The organism is Rhodococcus sp. NPDC056743, assembly GCF_042790355.1.
Classification (GTDB): Bacteria; Actinomycetota; Actinomycetes; order Mycobacteriales; family Mycobacteriaceae; genus Rhodococcus_F.
Genome location: NZ_JBHTZI010000005.1, coordinates 432,782 through 449,495, shown reverse-complemented (window position 1 = coordinate 449,495; position 16,714 = coordinate 432,782). Strand labels below are relative to the sequence as shown.

Here is a 16,714-nt window from a genome sequence, read left to right as displayed (position 1 = left end):
CCTGCCCCTGCAGTGCGCGGCAACATCAGTTTCCGGACAGTCGATTTCGAATCGTCGCTACTGCGAGGCGGACTGGCGCTGCGGCAGCCATAGAGTCGAATGTACCGGTAGGTCCGGTCACAGAGATCGCGCCAATCGGTTTGCTGCCCTGCATGACAGCGGCGCCTACGCACGATACGCCGAGCAATGTCTCGTTCCGGTCGTGGGCAATTCCGCGGCACCGAATGTCGGCGTACTCCCTCCTCAGTCGAGCTGGGTCCACAATCGTGTTCGACGTTGCACGAGGAGGCGGCGCTAGCTCTGCAGTCGGATCCAATTCCGCCATAAGAGTTTTGCCGATTGCGGTTGACGCCGCAGGTAGGCGCCCTCCGGCGCGGGTGGGCAGCCGAACAGCAAATGAGCCACCGATCTTGTCGAGATAGAGAACGTCAGCTCCGACGGGGACGGCGAGGTGAACCACGAGCCCTGTAGTCGCGTGCAGTTGATAGAGGATGGGTTGCGCCACGCGGTGAAGCCGATCATGATGCAACGCAAGCGAACCGAGTTCGAGCATCCTACGACCCAACCGATATGTGTGCCCCTCACGCTGAAGCCATGTCAGACGTACGAGTTGCCCGAGCATACGGTGGGCCGACGACGCGGGCAGTCCCGTCCGTCTCGACAAGTCCGACAACGTCAGTCTCTCGTCCTCGTCGAACGCGTCGAGCAGTATCGAGGCGCGATCGAGCACCGCTACCGGGGAATTTTCATCACAGGGCATGGGGCATCTCCGTGGGTGGGCAGCGCACGGCGTGCACGCTGCGTGAATGACCCCTTTGGCTTTAAGGGCCATATGCAGGTTGTTTGATCGCTTGATCAATGTACAATCGGACTATACAGTGAAAGTGACAGGGGTCACCACCTGATGGACACGCCAGATGCCCACGGCATCAGAGCGACACTCGGGAAACCCCGGGAAAGGATAGGCGTGCATGACCGTTGTCGACATGAACGACAGGAAGTCCCCTGTTCCACCGACCGGCACTCCGGCAGCCACGGACCTACCTCCGTCGATGGTCGAGCGGATGACACTGATTCTCGACGCCTTCGACGGTCGGGCAACGCACCTCAGTCTCGAAGAAACCGCGCGCCGCGCCCGGTTGCCGCGATCGACCGTCCACCGCATTCTCGAACAGCTCGTCAAGCTGGACTGGGTCGCTCACGCGCCGATTGGTTACCGTCTCGGTCGACGCGCACTCGGGTTGGACGGCGGCGCCGGCGACCACAGCCAGATGCGTGCAGCCGCAGCACCGCTTCTGCACGAGCTGCACCTCAAGACCGGACTTGTGGTGCATTTGTCGGTACTCGACGACGGCGAAAGTGTCTACCTCGACAAGGTGGGTGGGCGCTTCGCTACGGCACTACCGTCACGCGTCGGCGGTCGAGCCCTTGCACATTCAACGGCGGGCGGCAAGGCAATGCTGGCGTGCATCGCCCCTGAACGGGTTGACGCCTTGTTCGGTGCGACGCTTCCGCGCTGCACCGAAAGCACAATCACCGACATCGCGGTGCTGCATCAAGAACTGAGCCGCATTCGTCAGCGTCGAGGCTTGGCCTTCGAGTGTGGCGAATCGACACCGGGTGTCGCCTGTGTCGCGTCGGCGATTCGCGGTCACGAAGGTCCGATCGGGAGCATCTCGTTGTGTGGAGACATGCGGACGGCTCAGCTCGAGCGGGTAGCTCCCCTGGTTCTCGACGTCACTCGTGAGGTGTCACGCTCCCTGTACCCCGATTTGGGTGTTCCGCGCCGTGGCCGCAAACCTACGCCGGTTCCCACGAGCACATTCTCCGCAGCGACCATGGATCGCCTCATGGCTTCCTCCGAACACTGGCTATGAAGCCATCGGATTCGCGCTCGGGAGATTTCACGCGGAAGCCAGCCGCCTGAGGATCCCAGCCAAAGTTTCGACACCGACAGCAGGCTCGCTGGTCCGATGGAACAGTCCGACGGGCTCAGCCGTACCAGGGGCGGACTGCGGCAAGCGCACAAGCATTCCGTCGTCCAGATCGGTTTGCGGCACGCGCTCGGGCGTGAACCACACCGAGTCCGTGCGGCGGGCCAGAGTACGCGCAACCGATACATCAAGTGTCTCAACACAACCGCTCGGCAGAGTTAGTCCGTGCCGTCGCAGAAGCACTTCGGTGTGTCGGCGCGGAACCGTCCCTGATGTAGCCACGACCACCGGATATTCGAGCACCCGTGGCATCGACAGCGGCTCCGCACACGTCGTCAGAGGATGTTCGGGGTGAACGACAAGCGCGAGCGACTCGGTGTAAAGCAGTTCGAATTCGAGCCCTTGCAGGGCATCGGGATCCGTCATTCTACCCACCACCAGGTCGAGGTCGCCGACGCGAATCCCTTCGAGGAGAGCGTCGTTGACTCCGGTGACAACATGCACTCCCAAATCCGGATACGTTTCATGTAGCTGTGAAATCGCCCTCGGCAGTAGAACGCTCGCAACAGTAGGCAGCGCACCGACGCGAATCGGCGCGCTGGGCACTCCGGGGGCGACCAGCGCCTGTGCCGCGGCCGTCATGGCGTCGACCGCCGCGGATGCGTGCCCCAGAAAATACTCACCAGCCGGAGTGAGACGGGCACCATGACGGCCTCTCTCCACCAGACGCATCCCCGCAAGTTGCTCGAGTTCATTGAGCGTCTTGGTGACGGCGGGCTGCGTCAGATGCAGACGCTGCGCGGCCCGGCCGAGATTGCGCTCCTGCGCAACGGTGACAAAGCAGATCAGGTGCCGAAGCTGAATCCGACTGCTCGCTACGCCGGCCATGCGACCTGGCCACCGGGCACGAATTCATGTTTCATGAACCCAGGTTATGAAAGTAGCAAGAAATCGTCAATTTACATGACTAGTCATCGAAAATATGGTGAGCTCACATCCCTTCGACAGGAGCACCACCGTGACAATCGGCGAATTCGTTGAGCGCGACGTCAAACTGCATCCTCCCGCCCTGACACCTGGCTACAAGACCAGCATCCTGCGCTCACCTCGTCAGGCTCTGCTCTCGTCCCGTAACACGCTATCCGAAATCACCGGGCCCGTTTTCAACGGAAAAGACCTGGGATAGAAAGACAACGACCTGATCCTCAACTTCTCCAAAGCCGGCTTGCCGATCGGCGAAAGGCTGATCGTGCACGGCCATGTACGTGACGAATTCGGAAATCCGGTGTCCGGTGCACTCGTGGAAGTGTGGCAGGCCAACGCAGGTGGACGCTATCGGCACAAGAATGACCAGTATCTCGCGCCGATCGATCCGAACTTCGGCGGTTGCGGGCGGATGCTCACCGACCACAACGGCTACTACGTCTTCCGCACCATCAAACCCGGACCGTACCCGTGGGCAAACAGTGCGAACGCCTGGCGTCCTGCACATATCCATATGTCTCTCAGCGCGGACGGCTGGGCGCAGCGCCTGATCACTCAACTTTATTTCGAGGGCGACCCCTTGATCGAGCGGTGCCCGATTGCCGCAACGATTCCGTCCATCGAACAGGTACGCAGCCTCATCGCACACGAGGATCCGGCGAACGACGTACCATTCGACGCTCGAACCTATCGCTTCGATGTCACCCTCCGCGGGCGACGAGCCACCTTCTTCGAGAACACGATTCCGGGAGCATCACGATGAACGTCGCCTATCAGTTTGCCGCACAGATGATTCCGACGCGATTTCCCGAAACCCCGTCGCAGACCGGCGGTCCGTACGTACACATCGGACTTGCGCCGCAGCAGGCGGGCTTCGAGATTTTCGAGAAGAACTTCGACAACACTCTTGTCTCCGACGACACAGTCGGAGAAAGGATCACGATCAAGGGCCGCGTCTTCGACGGCAGTGGATCGCCGGTTCGCGACGCCTTGCTCGAAATCTGGCAGGCCAACGCGGCCGGAAAGTACGCCCATCACCTCGACCCGCAAGACAAGAGCGTCGATCCGAACTTTGTCGGCTGGGGCCGCACCGGAGCAGATTTCGAAACCGGAGTCTTCGAATTCCGGACGATCAAACCCGGACCCGTCGAGCACAACGGCGGCCGCCTGCAGGCTCCCCACATCTGCTTCGTCATCTTCGCCCGAGGCATCAACATCGGACTGCATACCCGCCTGTACTTCGACGACGAAGCCGAACTCAACGCAGCAGACCCGATCCTCTCGGGAATCGAACTCCATACGCGTCGAAGCACTCTGATTGCCGAACGCCGGAGTGAAAGTGGAGAGTCCGTCTACACCTTCGACATTCGACTACAGGACACCCCAGATGGTGGTGCGGAGACGGTTTTCTTCGATATCTGAACTGCGTACCAAGGCAGCCGGTGCGGCTAGCGGGGTAGCCGCCGACCCATACCTTCGCGCGCCGCCGGCGGCAGTGCCGCCGCGTCCGCGGTGGGCCACTGGCGGGGATCAAGACCCAGCTGCCGAAGCTGCTGCACCTGTTCACGACACCACGGCGACACCTCGCGATCACCACTGAGAACAGAATCCGAAAATTCCCGCCAATCAACCCATTCGGCGCTTTCCACTTCCTCCGGATCGGGAAGTGATTGCGGTCCGTCGTAGATCACTCGAAAGACGGGGCAGATCTCGTTTTCGACGACACCGGTGGCCATCACTGCGCGGTATCGGAAGAACGGGAGCGCAAGGCTGACATCGTCGACGTCTATTCCGAGTTCTTGATTCAGTCGACGTCGGACGGCGTCCTCGAGCGATTCGTTCGGAGCCGGATGGCCGCAGCAACTGTTCGTCCACACTCCGGGCCATGTTGCCTTTTCCAGTGCACGCCGGGTAATCAAGAGGTTACCCTTCCGATCGAAGACGTACGCCGAGAAGGCAAGGTGCAGCGGAGTTGCGGTGGTGTGGACGGTCGATTTCAGCTCGATCCCGATGGACCGACCTGCGTCGTCGAGCAACACGACGTATTCCATGTGGGTTCCTGTTCTCTTCGTTCGATCAAAGCGTCGGCGACAGCCGGGTTCGGAGGCTGATCCATCCGGTTTCTGCCAGTCGTGGGGCGGCGATCGACAAGCGGCGCCGCTGGGATACGCGTGCTCGCTTGTGCAGCACGCGGTATCCGCCGTCTTCCACCGCACGCAAGATGTCGCCGTAGAGGACAAACGCCGTGCGCATCGCGGGGCGCACCATGGGGTCGAGCATGTCGATCCCTGGTTCAGCTGTCCGGTACACCGCGCGAGTGTGCGCGATCAGATGCGCGAGAGCGCGCTCGAGTTGGACATCACTGCGGCCGGTATCGCGGCAGTTCCGTAATAGATCTTCGTCGACACCAAAAGCATTCAGTTCATCGGTCGGCAAGTAGATCCGATCACGATCGAGATCCTCGCCCATATCCCGGATGAAGTTGGTCAGCTGAAAAGCTTCACCCAGGGCCACTGCTGGTCCGGCGGCACTGTCACGATCTACTTCGGTGCCCAGGATCGGCAGCATTTGCAGGCCGATGACAGCGGCGGATCCGTACATGTACTCGGACAGTTCAGCCATCGTGCGATACCGCGAGCGGAACATCGTGGTTCCTGGTATGTCCATTCGCATCGAGCGCAGGAAGGCGTAGTAGTACTCGTGTGAAATGTCATATCTTGCAGTGGTATCCACGAGAGCTCTGAGTACGAGATCGGCTCTGCTCTGCCCGAGCGGCTGTCCATCGAGCGCATTCCGAATGCGAGACTCGAACAAGTCCAACTTCGCGCTTGCCCTACGATCGGCTTCGGTAGGCGACGTATCGGCACCGAAGGAAAGCGTTGGAACATAACCTGATTCGCTGTCGCCGGAATCCACATCGACGATGTCGTCGACCATCCGCGCAAACCCGTAAAGTGCATGCACTCCTGCGCGCTTGTCGGCCGGCAGAAGTCGGGTCGCGAGGAAGTACGTTTTTCCATGTTGCTCGTTCAGGTCACGGCACAGTCGATACGCGCCGTGGAGGCTCGGGTCGATCTTGTCGAGTTCACGCATGATCTACACCGACCTCGACGCTGAGAGAGACAGACGACTGTGCGTTGTTCGATCCTGTTATCCGCTCTGCAGCAAGCTTTCCCGAGATGAGAACCGTCGGCACCCCGACGCCGGGAGTGGTCCCTGAGCCGGCGAGGACGACGTTACCGAGACCAGGAACCAGATTCTTGCGCCGGAAGGGCCCGGTCTGACGGAATACATGCGCCGACGAGAAGGGACTGCCGTCGAGCATTCCCTTGTCCAGCCAGGTTTGTGGGGTGTCGAGGTGATCGACAGACATCGACGAGGTCAGGTTGCGGTAGCCGCGCCGTTCCAATACTCCTTGAATCTCACGCATGTACGGAACCCCCAGACGATCCCAATCAAGTGGAGCGCTCGCAAGATTCGGGCAAGGAGCCAGGATCGAGATGGGTTCACTCCTGACTCCGCCACGCACCAGCTGGAGCGCTGGGTCCGTCACAGCCGGTCGTGTGATCAGGAGAGAGGGATCATCCATCAACTGCCCGCGGCCACGACGCGCGGTGATCCGCGCAAAGGTCTCGGTCCACTGTTCGCCAAAGTCGATGGTGTGGTGAGATTTTGACGGCCACGACTGCGTCACATCCACCGGAACCGTGCCGTGAAAGACAACAGCTGACGGTGATACCACCGAATATCCGCGTCGCCGACCCGTAGACGGCGCACCCGCTTGGTCGAGCAACCGATCAACTACCGGTAGGTCCGGAGTCAACACGAGGGCATCGCACGCAAAACTCCGACCATCCGACGTCACAACCTTTGTGGCGCGTTTGTTCTCGAGACTCACCGCAGCTACTTCGGCGCCGGTATGGAGCACTCCACCGTTCCTTGTGAACGCGTCGGCCATCACCTCGGCGATTCTGGCCATGCCGCCCACCGGAAAGTAGACCCCGAGCGAGGTGTCCATGTGCGCAATGGCGCCGTACACGCCCAACGCCTTAGCCGGAGCCATTCCCGCGTACAGCGCTTGGAATGTGAAGATTCGTCGCAGTCGTTCGTCTTTCACAAATGATCCAACCCGCGGCCCCAGCCGACCGAAACCACCCAACCGAACCAAAGTTGCAGTGTCGCGCACTGCCGATGGAGACGACACCAGATCGAGTGGCGAATCGAAATTCGAATCCATGTACCGGTCGAACTCTGTGTCGAAGATCGATGCCAGCCACCGTCGAAGCTTGCGGTAACCGTCGGACTCGCCTGGACCGCATGCCCTTTCGACCTCTGCCGACATAGCCAGCGGATCGGAGTACACGTTGATGGAACTGCCGTCGGCGTACCGCGTGTGATAACTGGGTGAGAGCTTCGTCAAAGTGATTGCAGGAGTGACGGAATCAAAAGATTCACCCACCGCGGCCAACGCGTCGGCGATCAAGTTCGGCATGGTGAGAACACTGGCGCCGTTGTCGATGTCGTACAGGAATCGACCCGCGTCATCGTGCACCGGGTAGGTACCGACGCGACCACCGATCGTGCTCTCGCGCTCGAGGACCGTGACGCGTTTGCCCGCCCCGGTCAGATGGAGCGCAGCGGAGAGTCCGGCGAGGCCCGCGCCGACAACAACAACCGAATCAACCTGCCCGCTCACTGATCTCATGATCGATCACCTGTCACAGTCGCTGCGTTCGGGGCCGACATCAGGATTCTCATTTCTTCATCGTGCTACTGAGGGCGCCACGTCGATGGTCGGGGCGTTCAACGGTCGACTCTTCCACGACAGTTCGTTTCGCGCGAAACGCCGACGCGAATCGAGCACGAGAGTGGCAAAAATCGTTGCCGAAATCGGGTGCGCGCACGCCGCGGCGGCAGTCCGTGCCAGATCTGCGACGTCAGCTCTGCCGGCAGATTCGGATCGCGCGGAACACAGCCGAGCAGTGACCGCGGCAAGATAGCCGACGGTTCCCACCCGGCGTGTGCGGCCCGTTCCTACCAGCGCCACAACCGGAGGAAGAAGATATACGACGCTGACGCCCACAAGAGCAAGGGCGGTGCCCACTCGTCCGCCGAACGAGGACCACAACCACCGTGTGTAGCCCTCCCGGAGTTGGGGCCAACTGCGATACATCCGGCAGCTGACAAATCCTGCACCCGAAACCAGGATCGTGCGTTTGCGGTTGCGGCGAAGAGTTCGGGCTATGTCCAGATCCTCGGTGGAACTGGACGCCACCGACTCGTGTCCACCGATTTCACGGTATGCGCCGGCATCGAACATCAGAAATTGACCGCACGCCACCGCAAGTGATGGCCGCAGGGACCGGTTCGCCAAAGGCACTGAAAGACTGGACATCCACGAGAAGGCAAGCAACGGCTGGACGAGATGCTCGACAAGGCTGCCCGACTCCTGTTCGGGCCACGGGCACATCAAGGCTGCATCGTGCTCGCGGAGGACGGACACCGACGCCGCGACCGCATCGGGCGTCAGCCTGACGTCCGCATCGACAAAAACGATCACGTCAGGTCGGTCATCGAGAGCAATATCGGCGAGGGTCCGACATGCAGCGGCCTTTCCCGTCCAACCAGGACTGGGTGGCGAACACGTCGATACGACGGTGATGCGCGGATCGCCGTCGGCGGCGCGGCGAGCGGCAGCCAATGTTCCGTCACTCGAACCGTCGTCGAGGACTACCACCCGAAGCTCGCCCGCATAGGTCTGTTCCCGCAGATCCGCAATGAGCAGAGGAACGGTGGATTCCTCGTCGCGGGCGGGGATACACACCACGACGCGATCATCTGGTTTACCGGCGCCCGTTCGCCGCAAACGCGGCATGAACAGTGCGTTCCCGATCGACATCATCGCCGACAATCCGGCGAGCGCCGTACCCGCCGCAGTCAGGTGATGCAGGATTCGTGAACCTGTAGAGGTCATACCGTCACCGAGTCCTCTCTGGGCTGCCAGGTCCACATCCATGCAAGAGGAATCCCCACAATACCCATCGCGCAGAAGCCGTAGATCGCCGAATACTTCAATTCGTCGCCGTCGAGCAGCGCAGCATGGGCCAGAGCCGAGCCGAGCCACGTCCACATGAACAACACCACCGGCGCCGCATCCGAAACCCGCGGCCCGTACTTACTGCGGGTATCAAAACGCTTTCCGACGTACTCGATCACAACTGCCATTATCAGGGCGGTGGCAAACCAGCCCAGATAGTTCGTGAACGGAATCGACGGTATGCCGGGAAGACCCGAATTGCCGGAAGTCCACGTCCACTGGCCGTCCGTCACCATCTGAGTATCCAGATAGAGATCCCATCCGACCATCCCGGCAGCGGTGATGACGATTCGCTGGCTCGAGCGCCACTGCGGTGACGTGCGAGTGCGTTCGAGTACGTAACCCACCGCGCACCAGATGGGATAGAACCCGGCCGTCCACGCCAGTGGAACCACCGCCGGAACCCCCAAAATGTCCGGCCCCAACCGATCGGTGGCGTAGAAGTAGCTACCGAAGGGGAAACCTGTTGCTGTGCCGATCATTTCGGCAGCCAGACCCAACCCCGCAGTGGCGGCGACCAGCACCAAGGTCCACGCCGGTCCTCGGGCGATCACCGCATGAACAATCGAAGCGGCGGCCAGCAGAGCGACAACCGCAACCGTGATCCCGTCGCGCGAATTTCCGCTCACCAAGGGATAGATGATCTGGGCGACCAAAGCGCACACGACGAGCACCCAGACGAGAGGGATCCATCGACCCGAAGTCGCGGGAGCACCCATCACGATCGTTCATCGGTGGAAGCGCGCGGTTCCTGGGCTGATTGCTCCGCCACTTCGCGAGATGACCGAGGGGCACGACTCGCATCCATGAACATCTGTAGAAAGCCGACACCCGGCTTGCTCGGGCGCGGATTCTCGTCTCCAGAAGCAGGGGTACCAGAAGAAGAAATAGACATTTCGGTCAGATTCCTGTGATCGTCGGCCGGAACTTCACGAAAGCTTGACGAACGGACTGTTGATCGACGGAAAATCGGCTTCTACCAGTGCATGCATGACACTCTGCCCTTCCTGTCAACACCGTCTCGACATCGTTGAGCACGGAGACGGTACACACCGTCTGCGTGGCATTCGTAGCCGGAGCACACACGGATGGGAACTCTTGGAAAAAAGTTTTCGACACGCGCCGTCGTCTTCCAGAATCACCCGTTGGTTGCTTTGAGCGCAGCGCGCGCTGCAGTGAGAATCTCATCCGAGACAGGCGAACCCTTGGTAGCTCGCGAGAGGAGGATCGCTCCGACCATGGTGCATAGTCGCGCAATGCCATCCTGATCGTCGTCGGCCAAACCGTCGGCAAAACTACCGACACCGTGGGCGTAGACCCGGCGGGCCTCGGAATCTTCAGGTTCGCGCGCGATGTCGACGGCAAGAGCCGCAGCAGGGCATCCATCTGCCGGGTTATCGCGATGCTCGACGGACAGATAGGTGTCGATCACAGACTGCTGGGCGGACTCACGTCGTTCCGCATCCTGTTCCAACCCGGATTTGTAGGTCTGCGCCAGTTCGGCAAATGCGTAGGCGGTGGCCTCGTCGATGAGCGCCTCCTTCGAGGCAAACTGCTTGTAGAAGCCACCATGGGTCAATCCGGACGCTTTCATCAGGTCGGCGACGCTGAGCTGAGTGCCCTGCTCTCGGAACAGGCGCGCGGCGGTTTTCACGACACGTCGACGGTTCTCTTCCGCTTGTTGTTGCGATACGCGGCCCATCAACCACACTTCCGTTTGGATTTCATTTGACATCTATCTTAGCGTGACTTTAGATTACATTCATAATCTAAATTACGACGTGCCTCAAACTGGGAGACATCATGAATCTGAACAATGCAGTTGCTGTCGTAACCGGCGCTAATCGAGGACTCGGACGGCACCTGGCCGCCGGACTCGTGGAGCGGGGAGCCAAGGTGTACGCAGCGGCGCGCAATCCGGAAACAGTCGATCTGCCCGGCGCCATCCCCCTACAGCTTGACGTGACCGACCAGGAGTCGATCAAGGCTGCCGCCCGCACCGCATCGGATGCGAATCTGCTCGTCAACAACGCAGGCATCTCCACCTCGACCCCGCTGGTTGCCGGCAGTATGGATGAAGTGCGCCGCGAGATGGACGTGAATTTCTACGGCCCACTCGCCGTGACCCGCGCCTTCGCGCCTGTCATCGAAAACAACAGCGGGGGAACGGTTCTCAACGTGCTCTCCGTACTGTCCTGGCTGCACCCCGCGGCACTCGGATCCTATGCCGCAGCCAAAGCAGCAGCGTGGGCGATGACGGACGCCGCTCGAGAAGAACTGGCGCCGCGCGGGATAGCCGTCTCGGCACTGCACGTTGCATACATGGACACCGACATGGCGGCCGGCGTGCCCGCCGAGCAGAAGATCGACCCAGCCGATGTGGCCGCGCAGGCGTTGGACGGCATCGAGAAAGACCTACTCGAGATCCTTGCAGACGACACCACTCGGTACATCAAGCGAAATCTTGCGTTTGCACCGAATTCGGAGTAGCCGTCGCGCGCTATTGTGCAGCAATGCCAGCTCCGTCGACTCTCGCATGGTCACATGTTCAACCTACGGTTGCGTACTGAAATCTTTGTGGGGCAGGCTTTCTTGTGTACTGATGACGAGCCGAGGTCGGAGAATCATGAGTCACTACAAGAGCAATGTCCGCGACATCGAGTTCAACTTGTTCGAAGTACTCGGGATCGGTGAACTGCTGGACGGTGGCGCCTACGGCGACCTCGATACCGATACCGTGCGCGACATCCTCGCCGAAGTCGCACGGCTGGCGGAGGGCCCCGTCGCCGCGTCCTTTGCCGATGCGGATCGGCACCCCGTCGAGTTCGATGCAGCGAACCACGCGGTCGTGGTCCCGGAACCACTCCGCAAAACCGTCCAGGCCGTGAACGAGGCAGGTTGGTCGAGGCTCGGACTCTCGGAGGGCATCGGTGGTGTACCGGCTCCCGCGCCGTTGGTCTGGGCGATCGGCGAGATGTTGATCGCGGCAAACGGATCGGCGAGCTTTTTCAACATGGGTCCACTGATGGCGAGCGTCCTCTACACCATCGGAAACGACCAGCAAAAGCATTGGGCGAAAGAAGGATTCGAGCGCGGCTGGGCCGCCACCATGGTACTGACCGAACCTGACGCCGGATCTGACGTAGGCGCGGGCCGGACGAAGGCCATCGCACAGGACGACGGGACCTGGCACATCGAGGGCGTCAAGCGGTTCATCTCCGGCGGCGACGTCGGTGACACTGCCGAGAACCTCTTCCACCTGGTGCTGGCCCGCCCTGAGGGCGCCGGTCCCGGAACCAAGGGCTTGAGTCTGTTCTACGTCCCGAAGTTCCATTTCCATCCGGAGACACTCGAACTCGGCGACCGCAACGGCGCGTATGTCACCGGCGTCGAGCACAAGATGGGCCTCAAGTCGTCCCCGACGTGCGAGATCACGTTCGGGGCCAGCGACGTTCCCGCGGTGGGTTGGCTCGTCGGCGATGTACACAACGGCATTGCTCAGATGTTCCAAGTGATTGAAAATGCCCGAATGATGGTGGGCACCAAGGCCGCCGGGACGCTGTCTACCGGATATCTCAACGCCCTCGCCTACGCCAAGGAACGCGTGCAAGGTGCAGACCTCACCGAACTGACAAACAAAACCGCACCCCGCGTGACCATCACCCACCACCCCGACGTGCGACGCAGCCTGGCGATGCAGAAGGCATACGCCGAGGGGCTCCGAGCCGTCTACCTGTACACCGCAGCACACCAGAATGCCGATGTCGCCGAACTGGTTTCCGGTGCCGACGCCGAATTGGCGGCGCGAGTGAACGACCTACTGCTGCCGATCGTCAAAGGCGTCGGCTCAGAGAAAGCCTACGAGCTGCTCACCGAGAGCCTGCAAACCCTCGGCGGTTCCGGTTATCTGCAGGATTATCCAATCGAGCAGTACATCCGCGATGCAAAGATCGACACGCTCTACGAGGGCACAACAGCAATCCAGGCGCAGGACTTCTTCTTTCGGAAGATCGCCCGCGACCGTGGCGTTGCGCTCGCACATGTAGCCGGTCAGGTGCGCCAGTTCATCGACAGCGGCGCAGGCAACGGAAGACTCAAGGCCGATCGGGTATTGCTCGAAACCGCCCTGAACGACGTGCAGGCGATGGCGGGGACACTGACCAGCTATCTGATGGCTTCCCAGGAACAGCCGTCCGAGTTGTACAAAGTGGGCCTTGCCTCGGTTCGCTTCCTGTACGCGGTGGGCGACTTGCTGATCGCCTGGCGACTACTCGTCCAAGCAGAGGTGGCGCTGACGGCGTTGGATCATGGAGCGTCGGCAAAAGAGCGGTCGTTCTATCGGGGCAAGGTCGTCATCGCGTCGTACTTCACCAAGAACATCCTGCCTATCCTGTCCTCGACGAAGGAAATCCTCGGCGCGATCGACAACGAGATCATGGAACTCGAGGAGGAGGCGTTCTAACAGAACGCTCCGAAACCACCGCGGTGTCGGGGACCGTCAGTAGTGTGGCGGACATGGTGGAACAGCAGATCAGTCTTGGATCCGTGAACATCGAGGCCGAGAATCCGGGCGAACTGGCCGAATTCTGGTCCGTGGTCATCGGGTCCGCTCCTTCCAGAAGTGGCGAGAGCGTCTACTTGCCGCCATCGAGCACAAGCGGATTCGCGATGTTCTTTCAGCCCTCGACGCGGCCGCGGGAGCACCAGGGCATCCATCTGGACCTCACAGTCCCGTGGGGCTCACGGCAAGCGGAGGTCGAGCGATTGGTAGCCCTCGGCGCAACTCATCGCTGGGACGTGCTCGACGAGGTGCCTCATGTTCAGTGGACAACCTTGGCCGACCCGGAAGGCAATCTCTTCTGCATTGCAGAACACCCGCCAACTACCTGACGTTGAGCGTTCCTGCTTTCAGGCGCTACAGGGGAGTGAAGCATGTACCTGCCCGAAATCGATTACGTCGACGTCTGGAGCTTCCCCATCATGGGACCGGACGCCGTAGACGACGTCCCTGCGAAATTCGTTGACGCCTGCCAAGCCGTGGGCCGAGATCTGCAGTGCCGCTGGCACGGCCCTTCTACCTACATGCAGAACTGCGTGTGGACGGTGTCGACGCTCGACGACGGCTACTGCCACCTCGCACTCGACGCCGGCCCGCGGCCACGGCATAAGACCGCGGGAACCAGCCCGCTGATGGGCTTCGGGTTCGGAGTGCCACACATCGAACAGACGCAAGAGCTGACAGCCCTGATCGCCGGAGAAGTCCAGGATCAGCTGGCCGGCGGACCTTCCTATGTGCAGTGGCCCATTGAAAAAAACCGATTGTTGATGCCGTCATTTCGAGACGGCCGCGCAGTGTGGGTGGTTCGCAGCTCGGATCGAGTAGTCGCCGAAATCGGCGCACTTGTTTGAGATGAGCACGCTGGCTGCGTGATTCAGGCCCGATCATACAAATGCGGCGGAATCGTGTTGGCGCCACGGCAAAACGACCGAACGTGTCAGGGAAGGGCACTCCGCCCCCTTGGGTAGTCGAGTTCTCCATGCTTACCCCTACAAACCACATGGATTATTTAACAGTTCAAATGGACTGTTAGGGTGAGGCATGCCAGAAACACATACGTCAGCATCTCCACGCGCCGGACGGCGCGAATGGTCAGCCTTGGCCGTACTCGTGCTGATCGTGGTGATGCTCACCGTCGACGGCACGGTGCTCTACCTGGCGGTTCCGTCACTGTCCGCCGATATCGAACCGAGCGCGACGCAGTTGCTGTGGATCGGCGACATCTACTCCTTTGTCCTCGCAGGCTTGCTGATCACGATGGGCAACCTCGCCGATCGAATCGGCCGCAAACGTTTGCTGCTCATCGGCGCCGCAGCATTCGGCCTTGCGTCGGTACTGGCTGCGTTCGCGCCGAATGCCGAAACACTCATCGCGGCCCGAGCCCTTCTCGGCGTCGCGGGCGCGACCTTGATGCCGTCGACCCTGTCGATCGTCCGAGCCATGTTCTCCGATGCCAAGCAACGCACAACGGCGATCGCAATCTGGGCTACCGGAGCCACCGCCGGCGCAGCCATCGGCCCGTTGGTGGGCGGTGTGTTGCTCGAGAACTTCTGGTGGGGTTCCGTCTTCCTGATCAATGTGCCCATCATGGTGCTGGTTCTGATCGCAGGACCAATTCTCATTCCCGAGTCTCGTGGAAATTCCACCAACCCAATCGATCTCGCCTCATCGGCGTTGTCGATTCTCGCGATCGTCACCCTCGTCTACGCCGTCAAGCACTGGGTGGGCAGCGGACTGGACTGGAGCGTCCCGGCCATCGCTCTCGCCGGCCTGATCGCCGGTTGGATCTTCGTGCGTCGACAGCTGCAACTCGAGTACCCACTCCTTGATGTCTCGTTGTTCCGCATGCCCGCATTCGCCGGCTCGGTGGCCGCCAACGGATTGTCGATCTTCGCGTTCATGGGATTATTGTTCTTCTTCTCCCAGTACCTCCAACTCGTCCGCGAGTACGGCCCGCTACAGGCCGGAATCGCCGAACTTCCGTCGACCATCGCATCGATGGCTGTGATCGCGTTCATCGGCGTGCTGGTCGCGCGACTCGGCGCCGGCAGAGCGATCGGTCTCGGACTGGCCACAGCCGCAGTGGGCCTCGCCGGCCTCGGCCTGACGGTCACTCAGTCCAGCTTCTGGGGAATCGGCATCTTCCTGGCAGTTCTAGGGCTCGGAATCGGTGTGTCGATGACTCTGTCCACCGACGCCGTAGTCTCCTCGGTTCCCAAGGAACGTGCAGGCGCCGCATCGTCGATCGCCGAAACCGCCTACGAACTGGGCGGCGCCCTCGGCATCGCAGTGCTCGGATCGATTCACTTGGCGATGTATCGCTCCAATCTCGATCTGCCGACCGGCACCGACCCGTCGGATGCCGCAGCGGCCGACGAATCCCTCGCTACCGTAGTCGCAACCGTCGACAGCACCGCCGTCATCACGCAGGCCCAATCCGCATTCACCACCGCAGTGCAGACGACCTCTTTCATCGCTGCGACCATCCTCGCACTTGCGGCCGCAGTGGCATGGCTGGTGATCCCTTCCCCGAAGGATGCCAAAATGGAATCTCATGAAGCTCACTGAGCGGGCCTCGACCCGCGACAAAGAACGAACACGCCGTGCAATTCTCGACGCAGCCGAGCGGACATTCTCCGAGCGGGGAGCAAATGTCAGCCTGGGTGACATCGCGACCGGTGCCGGTATCACCAAAGGTGGTCTCATGCACCACTTTCCCAGCCGTGAAGCCTTGGTATACGGCGTCATCGAACACAGCATCAGCCGAATGTGGGAAGAAGTTCACGCCAACATCGACCTGTCAGAGAACAGACCGGGAAAGTTTGCCCGCGGATACGTTCGAGCCCTCACCGGTGACAGCGACTATCTGACGAACGTCTTCAACCCGACTGCACTGATGGCCGTTCTCGGCAACACACCGGAAGTCGAGGAGCTGTACAGACGTGACGCTGAAAAATGGACCGCTGCCTTCACTGCTGACGGATTGCCCACCCCCAAGATGCTGGTAATCCGCTACGCCGCCGAAGGTCTCGCCATGGCGCAACCTAGTCAGTACCTCACAAACGAGGATCTGACGCTCACGCGCGCGGAATTGTTGGCACTTACCGAGGTGTCCTGACGCGACTCCTCGCAGGACAGGGA

At 61.0% G+C, this 16,714-nt stretch carries 16 protein-coding genes and 1 pseudogene; 9 read left to right on the top strand and 8 right to left on the bottom strand.

Annotated features, from left to right (window positions below; all coding sequences use genetic code 11):
* Nucleotides 1-25: 25 nt before the first annotated feature.
* Nucleotides 26-760, bottom strand: a complete 735-nt coding sequence (locus tag ACFRFQ_RS14315; RefSeq protein ID WP_378658515.1) for an IclR family transcriptional regulator — start codon at nt 758-760, stop codon at nt 26-28.
* 211 nt (nt 761-971) lie between these two features.
* Here ACFRFQ_RS14315 and ACFRFQ_RS14310 point away from each other — a divergent pair, with 211 nt between their 5' ends.
* Nucleotides 972-1,877 (top strand): IclR family transcriptional regulator, encoded by a 906-nt coding sequence (locus ACFRFQ_RS14310; RefSeq protein ID WP_378658511.1) that lies wholly within the window; start codon nt 972-974, stop codon nt 1,875-1,877.
* A 27-nt stretch (nt 1,878-1,904) separates the two neighbouring features.
* Here the strand turns inward: ACFRFQ_RS14310 and ACFRFQ_RS14305 are convergent, their stop codons facing one another.
* Nucleotides 1,905-2,822 carry a LysR substrate-binding domain-containing protein gene (locus ACFRFQ_RS14305; RefSeq protein ID WP_378658508.1) on the bottom strand — a complete coding sequence of 306 codons (918 nt, stop codon included), beginning with the start codon at nt 2,820-2,822 and terminating at the stop codon, nt 1,905-1,907.
* A gap of 94 nt (nt 2,823-2,916) precedes the next feature.
* Here ACFRFQ_RS14305 and pcaH point away from each other — a divergent pair.
* Both pcaH and pcaG read left to right on the top strand, forming a co-directional pair.
* Nucleotides 2,917-3,681, top strand: a pseudogene (gene pcaH, locus ACFRFQ_RS14300) (protocatechuate 3,4-dioxygenase subunit beta).
* Complete coding sequence (pcaG, locus tag ACFRFQ_RS14295) at nt 3,678-4,340, top strand: protocatechuate 3,4-dioxygenase subunit alpha (RefSeq protein ID WP_378658505.1); 663 nt, start codon at nt 3,678-3,680, stop codon at nt 4,338-4,340. Before pcaH ends, pcaG begins: the two are co-directional and overlap by 4 nt.
* Nucleotides 4,341-4,366: 26 nt before the next feature.
* Here pcaG and idi read toward each other — a convergent pair whose 3' ends face one another.
* The 6 genes from idi to ACFRFQ_RS14265 all read right to left on the bottom strand — a co-directional run bounded on the left by idi (nt 4,367) and on the right by ACFRFQ_RS14265 (nt 10,750).
* Entirely contained in the window at nt 4,367-4,969 is a 603-nt protein-coding gene (gene idi, locus ACFRFQ_RS14290) for an isopentenyl-diphosphate Delta-isomerase (protein ID WP_378658503.1), read from the bottom strand.
* 25 nt (nt 4,970-4,994) lie between these two features.
* Nucleotides 4,995-6,011: a phytoene/squalene synthase family protein gene (locus tag ACFRFQ_RS14285; RefSeq protein WP_378658500.1), complete on the bottom strand. Its 1,017-nt coding sequence runs from the start codon at nt 6,009-6,011 to the stop codon at nt 4,995-4,997.
* Nucleotides 6,004-7,623 carry a phytoene desaturase family protein gene (gene crtI, locus ACFRFQ_RS14280; RefSeq protein WP_378658497.1) on the bottom strand — a complete coding sequence of 540 codons (1,620 nt, stop codon included), beginning with the start codon at nt 7,621-7,623 and terminating at the stop codon, nt 6,004-6,006. Before crtI ends, ACFRFQ_RS14285 begins: the two co-directional genes overlap by 8 nt.
* 57 nt (nt 7,624-7,680) lie before the next feature.
* A complete protein-coding gene (locus ACFRFQ_RS14275; RefSeq protein WP_378658494.1) occupies nt 7,681-8,892 on the bottom strand; it encodes a glycosyltransferase in 1,212 nt (403 codons plus the stop codon).
* Nucleotides 8,889-9,734, bottom strand: coding sequence for a carotenoid biosynthesis protein (locus tag ACFRFQ_RS14270; RefSeq protein WP_378658491.1), 846 nt, complete (start codon nt 9,732-9,734; stop codon nt 8,889-8,891). The genes ACFRFQ_RS14275 and ACFRFQ_RS14270 overlap by 4 nt, the downstream gene beginning before the upstream one ends.
* Before the next feature lie 419 nt (nt 9,735-10,153).
* Nucleotides 10,154-10,750 (bottom strand): TetR/AcrR family transcriptional regulator, encoded by a 597-nt coding sequence (locus ACFRFQ_RS14265; protein WP_378658488.1) that lies wholly within the window; start codon nt 10,748-10,750, stop codon nt 10,154-10,156.
* 68 nt (nt 10,751-10,818) lie between these two features.
* On the opposite strand from ACFRFQ_RS14265, the gene ACFRFQ_RS14260 reads away from it, so the two are divergent.
* From ACFRFQ_RS14260 to ACFRFQ_RS14235, 6 genes are all read left to right on the top strand, one after another.
* Nucleotides 10,819-11,505: an SDR family oxidoreductase gene (locus ACFRFQ_RS14260; RefSeq protein ID WP_378658486.1), complete on the top strand. Its 687-nt coding sequence runs from the start codon at nt 10,819-10,821 to the stop codon at nt 11,503-11,505.
* A gap of 136 nt (nt 11,506-11,641) precedes the next feature.
* Nucleotides 11,642-13,477 carry an acyl-CoA dehydrogenase gene (locus ACFRFQ_RS14255; RefSeq protein WP_378658483.1) on the top strand — a complete coding sequence of 612 codons (1,836 nt, stop codon included), beginning with the start codon at nt 11,642-11,644 and terminating at the stop codon, nt 13,475-13,477.
* A gap of 53 nt (nt 13,478-13,530) precedes the next feature.
* On the top strand, nt 13,531-13,905 hold the full coding sequence (locus ACFRFQ_RS14250; RefSeq protein ID WP_378658481.1) for a VOC family protein: 375 nt from the start codon (nt 13,531-13,533) through the stop codon (nt 13,903-13,905).
* Between the two features lie 42 nt (nt 13,906-13,947).
* Nucleotides 13,948-14,424 (top strand): hypothetical protein, encoded by a 477-nt coding sequence (locus ACFRFQ_RS14245; protein ID WP_378658478.1) that lies wholly within the window; start codon nt 13,948-13,950, stop codon nt 14,422-14,424.
* Nucleotides 14,425-14,614: 190 nt separating this feature from the next.
* On the top strand, nt 14,615-16,141 hold the full coding sequence (locus ACFRFQ_RS14240) for an MFS transporter (protein ID WP_378658475.1): 1,527 nt from the start codon (nt 14,615-14,617) through the stop codon (nt 16,139-16,141).
* Nucleotides 16,128-16,691 (top strand): TetR/AcrR family transcriptional regulator, encoded by a 564-nt coding sequence (locus tag ACFRFQ_RS14235; protein WP_378658473.1) that lies wholly within the window; start codon nt 16,128-16,130, stop codon nt 16,689-16,691. The genes ACFRFQ_RS14240 and ACFRFQ_RS14235 overlap by 14 nt, the downstream gene beginning before the upstream one ends.
* Nucleotides 16,692-16,714: the final 23 nt, after the last annotated feature.

What these genes read in the sequence shown, in the direction of transcription:
- ACFRFQ_RS14315 (WP_378658515.1), bottom strand. Translation starts at nt 760, where the DNA reads ATGCCCTGTGATGAAAATTCCCCGGTAGCGGTGCTCGATCGCGCCTCG.
- ACFRFQ_RS14310 (WP_378658511.1), top strand. Translation starts at nt 972, where the DNA reads ATGACCGTTGTCGACATGAACGACAGGAAGTCCCCTGTTCCACCGACC.
- ACFRFQ_RS14305 (WP_378658508.1), bottom strand. Translation starts at nt 2,822, where the DNA reads ATGGCCGGCGTAGCGAGCAGTCGGATTCAGCTTCGGCACCTGATCTGC.
- pcaG (WP_378658505.1), top strand. Translation starts at nt 3,678, where the DNA reads ATGAACGTCGCCTATCAGTTTGCCGCACAGATGATTCCGACGCGATTT.
- idi (WP_378658503.1), bottom strand. Translation starts at nt 4,969, where the DNA reads ATGGAATACGTCGTGTTGCTCGACGACGCAGGTCGGTCCATCGGGATC.
- ACFRFQ_RS14285 (WP_378658500.1), bottom strand. Translation starts at nt 6,011, where the DNA reads ATGCGTGAACTCGACAAGATCGACCCGAGCCTCCACGGCGCGTATCGA.
- crtI (WP_378658497.1), bottom strand. Translation starts at nt 7,623, where the DNA reads ATGAGATCAGTGAGCGGGCAGGTTGATTCGGTTGTTGTTGTCGGCGCG.
- ACFRFQ_RS14275 (WP_378658494.1), bottom strand. Translation starts at nt 8,892, where the DNA reads ATGACCTCTACAGGTTCACGAATCCTGCATCACCTGACTGCGGCGGGT.
- ACFRFQ_RS14270 (WP_378658491.1), bottom strand. Translation starts at nt 9,734, where the DNA reads ATGGGTGCTCCCGCGACTTCGGGTCGATGGATCCCTCTCGTCTGGGTG.
- ACFRFQ_RS14265 (WP_378658488.1), bottom strand. Translation starts at nt 10,750, where the DNA reads ATGTCAAATGAAATCCAAACGGAAGTGTGGTTGATGGGCCGCGTATCG.
- ACFRFQ_RS14260 (WP_378658486.1), top strand. Translation starts at nt 10,819, where the DNA reads ATGAATCTGAACAATGCAGTTGCTGTCGTAACCGGCGCTAATCGAGGA.
- ACFRFQ_RS14255 (WP_378658483.1), top strand. Translation starts at nt 11,642, where the DNA reads ATGAGTCACTACAAGAGCAATGTCCGCGACATCGAGTTCAACTTGTTC.
- ACFRFQ_RS14250 (WP_378658481.1), top strand. Translation starts at nt 13,531, where the DNA reads ATGGTGGAACAGCAGATCAGTCTTGGATCCGTGAACATCGAGGCCGAG.
- ACFRFQ_RS14245 (WP_378658478.1), top strand. Translation starts at nt 13,948, where the DNA reads ATGTACCTGCCCGAAATCGATTACGTCGACGTCTGGAGCTTCCCCATC.
- ACFRFQ_RS14240 (WP_378658475.1), top strand. Translation starts at nt 14,615, where the DNA reads ATGCCAGAAACACATACGTCAGCATCTCCACGCGCCGGACGGCGCGAA.
- ACFRFQ_RS14235 (WP_378658473.1), top strand. Translation starts at nt 16,128, where the DNA reads ATGAAGCTCACTGAGCGGGCCTCGACCCGCGACAAAGAACGAACACGC.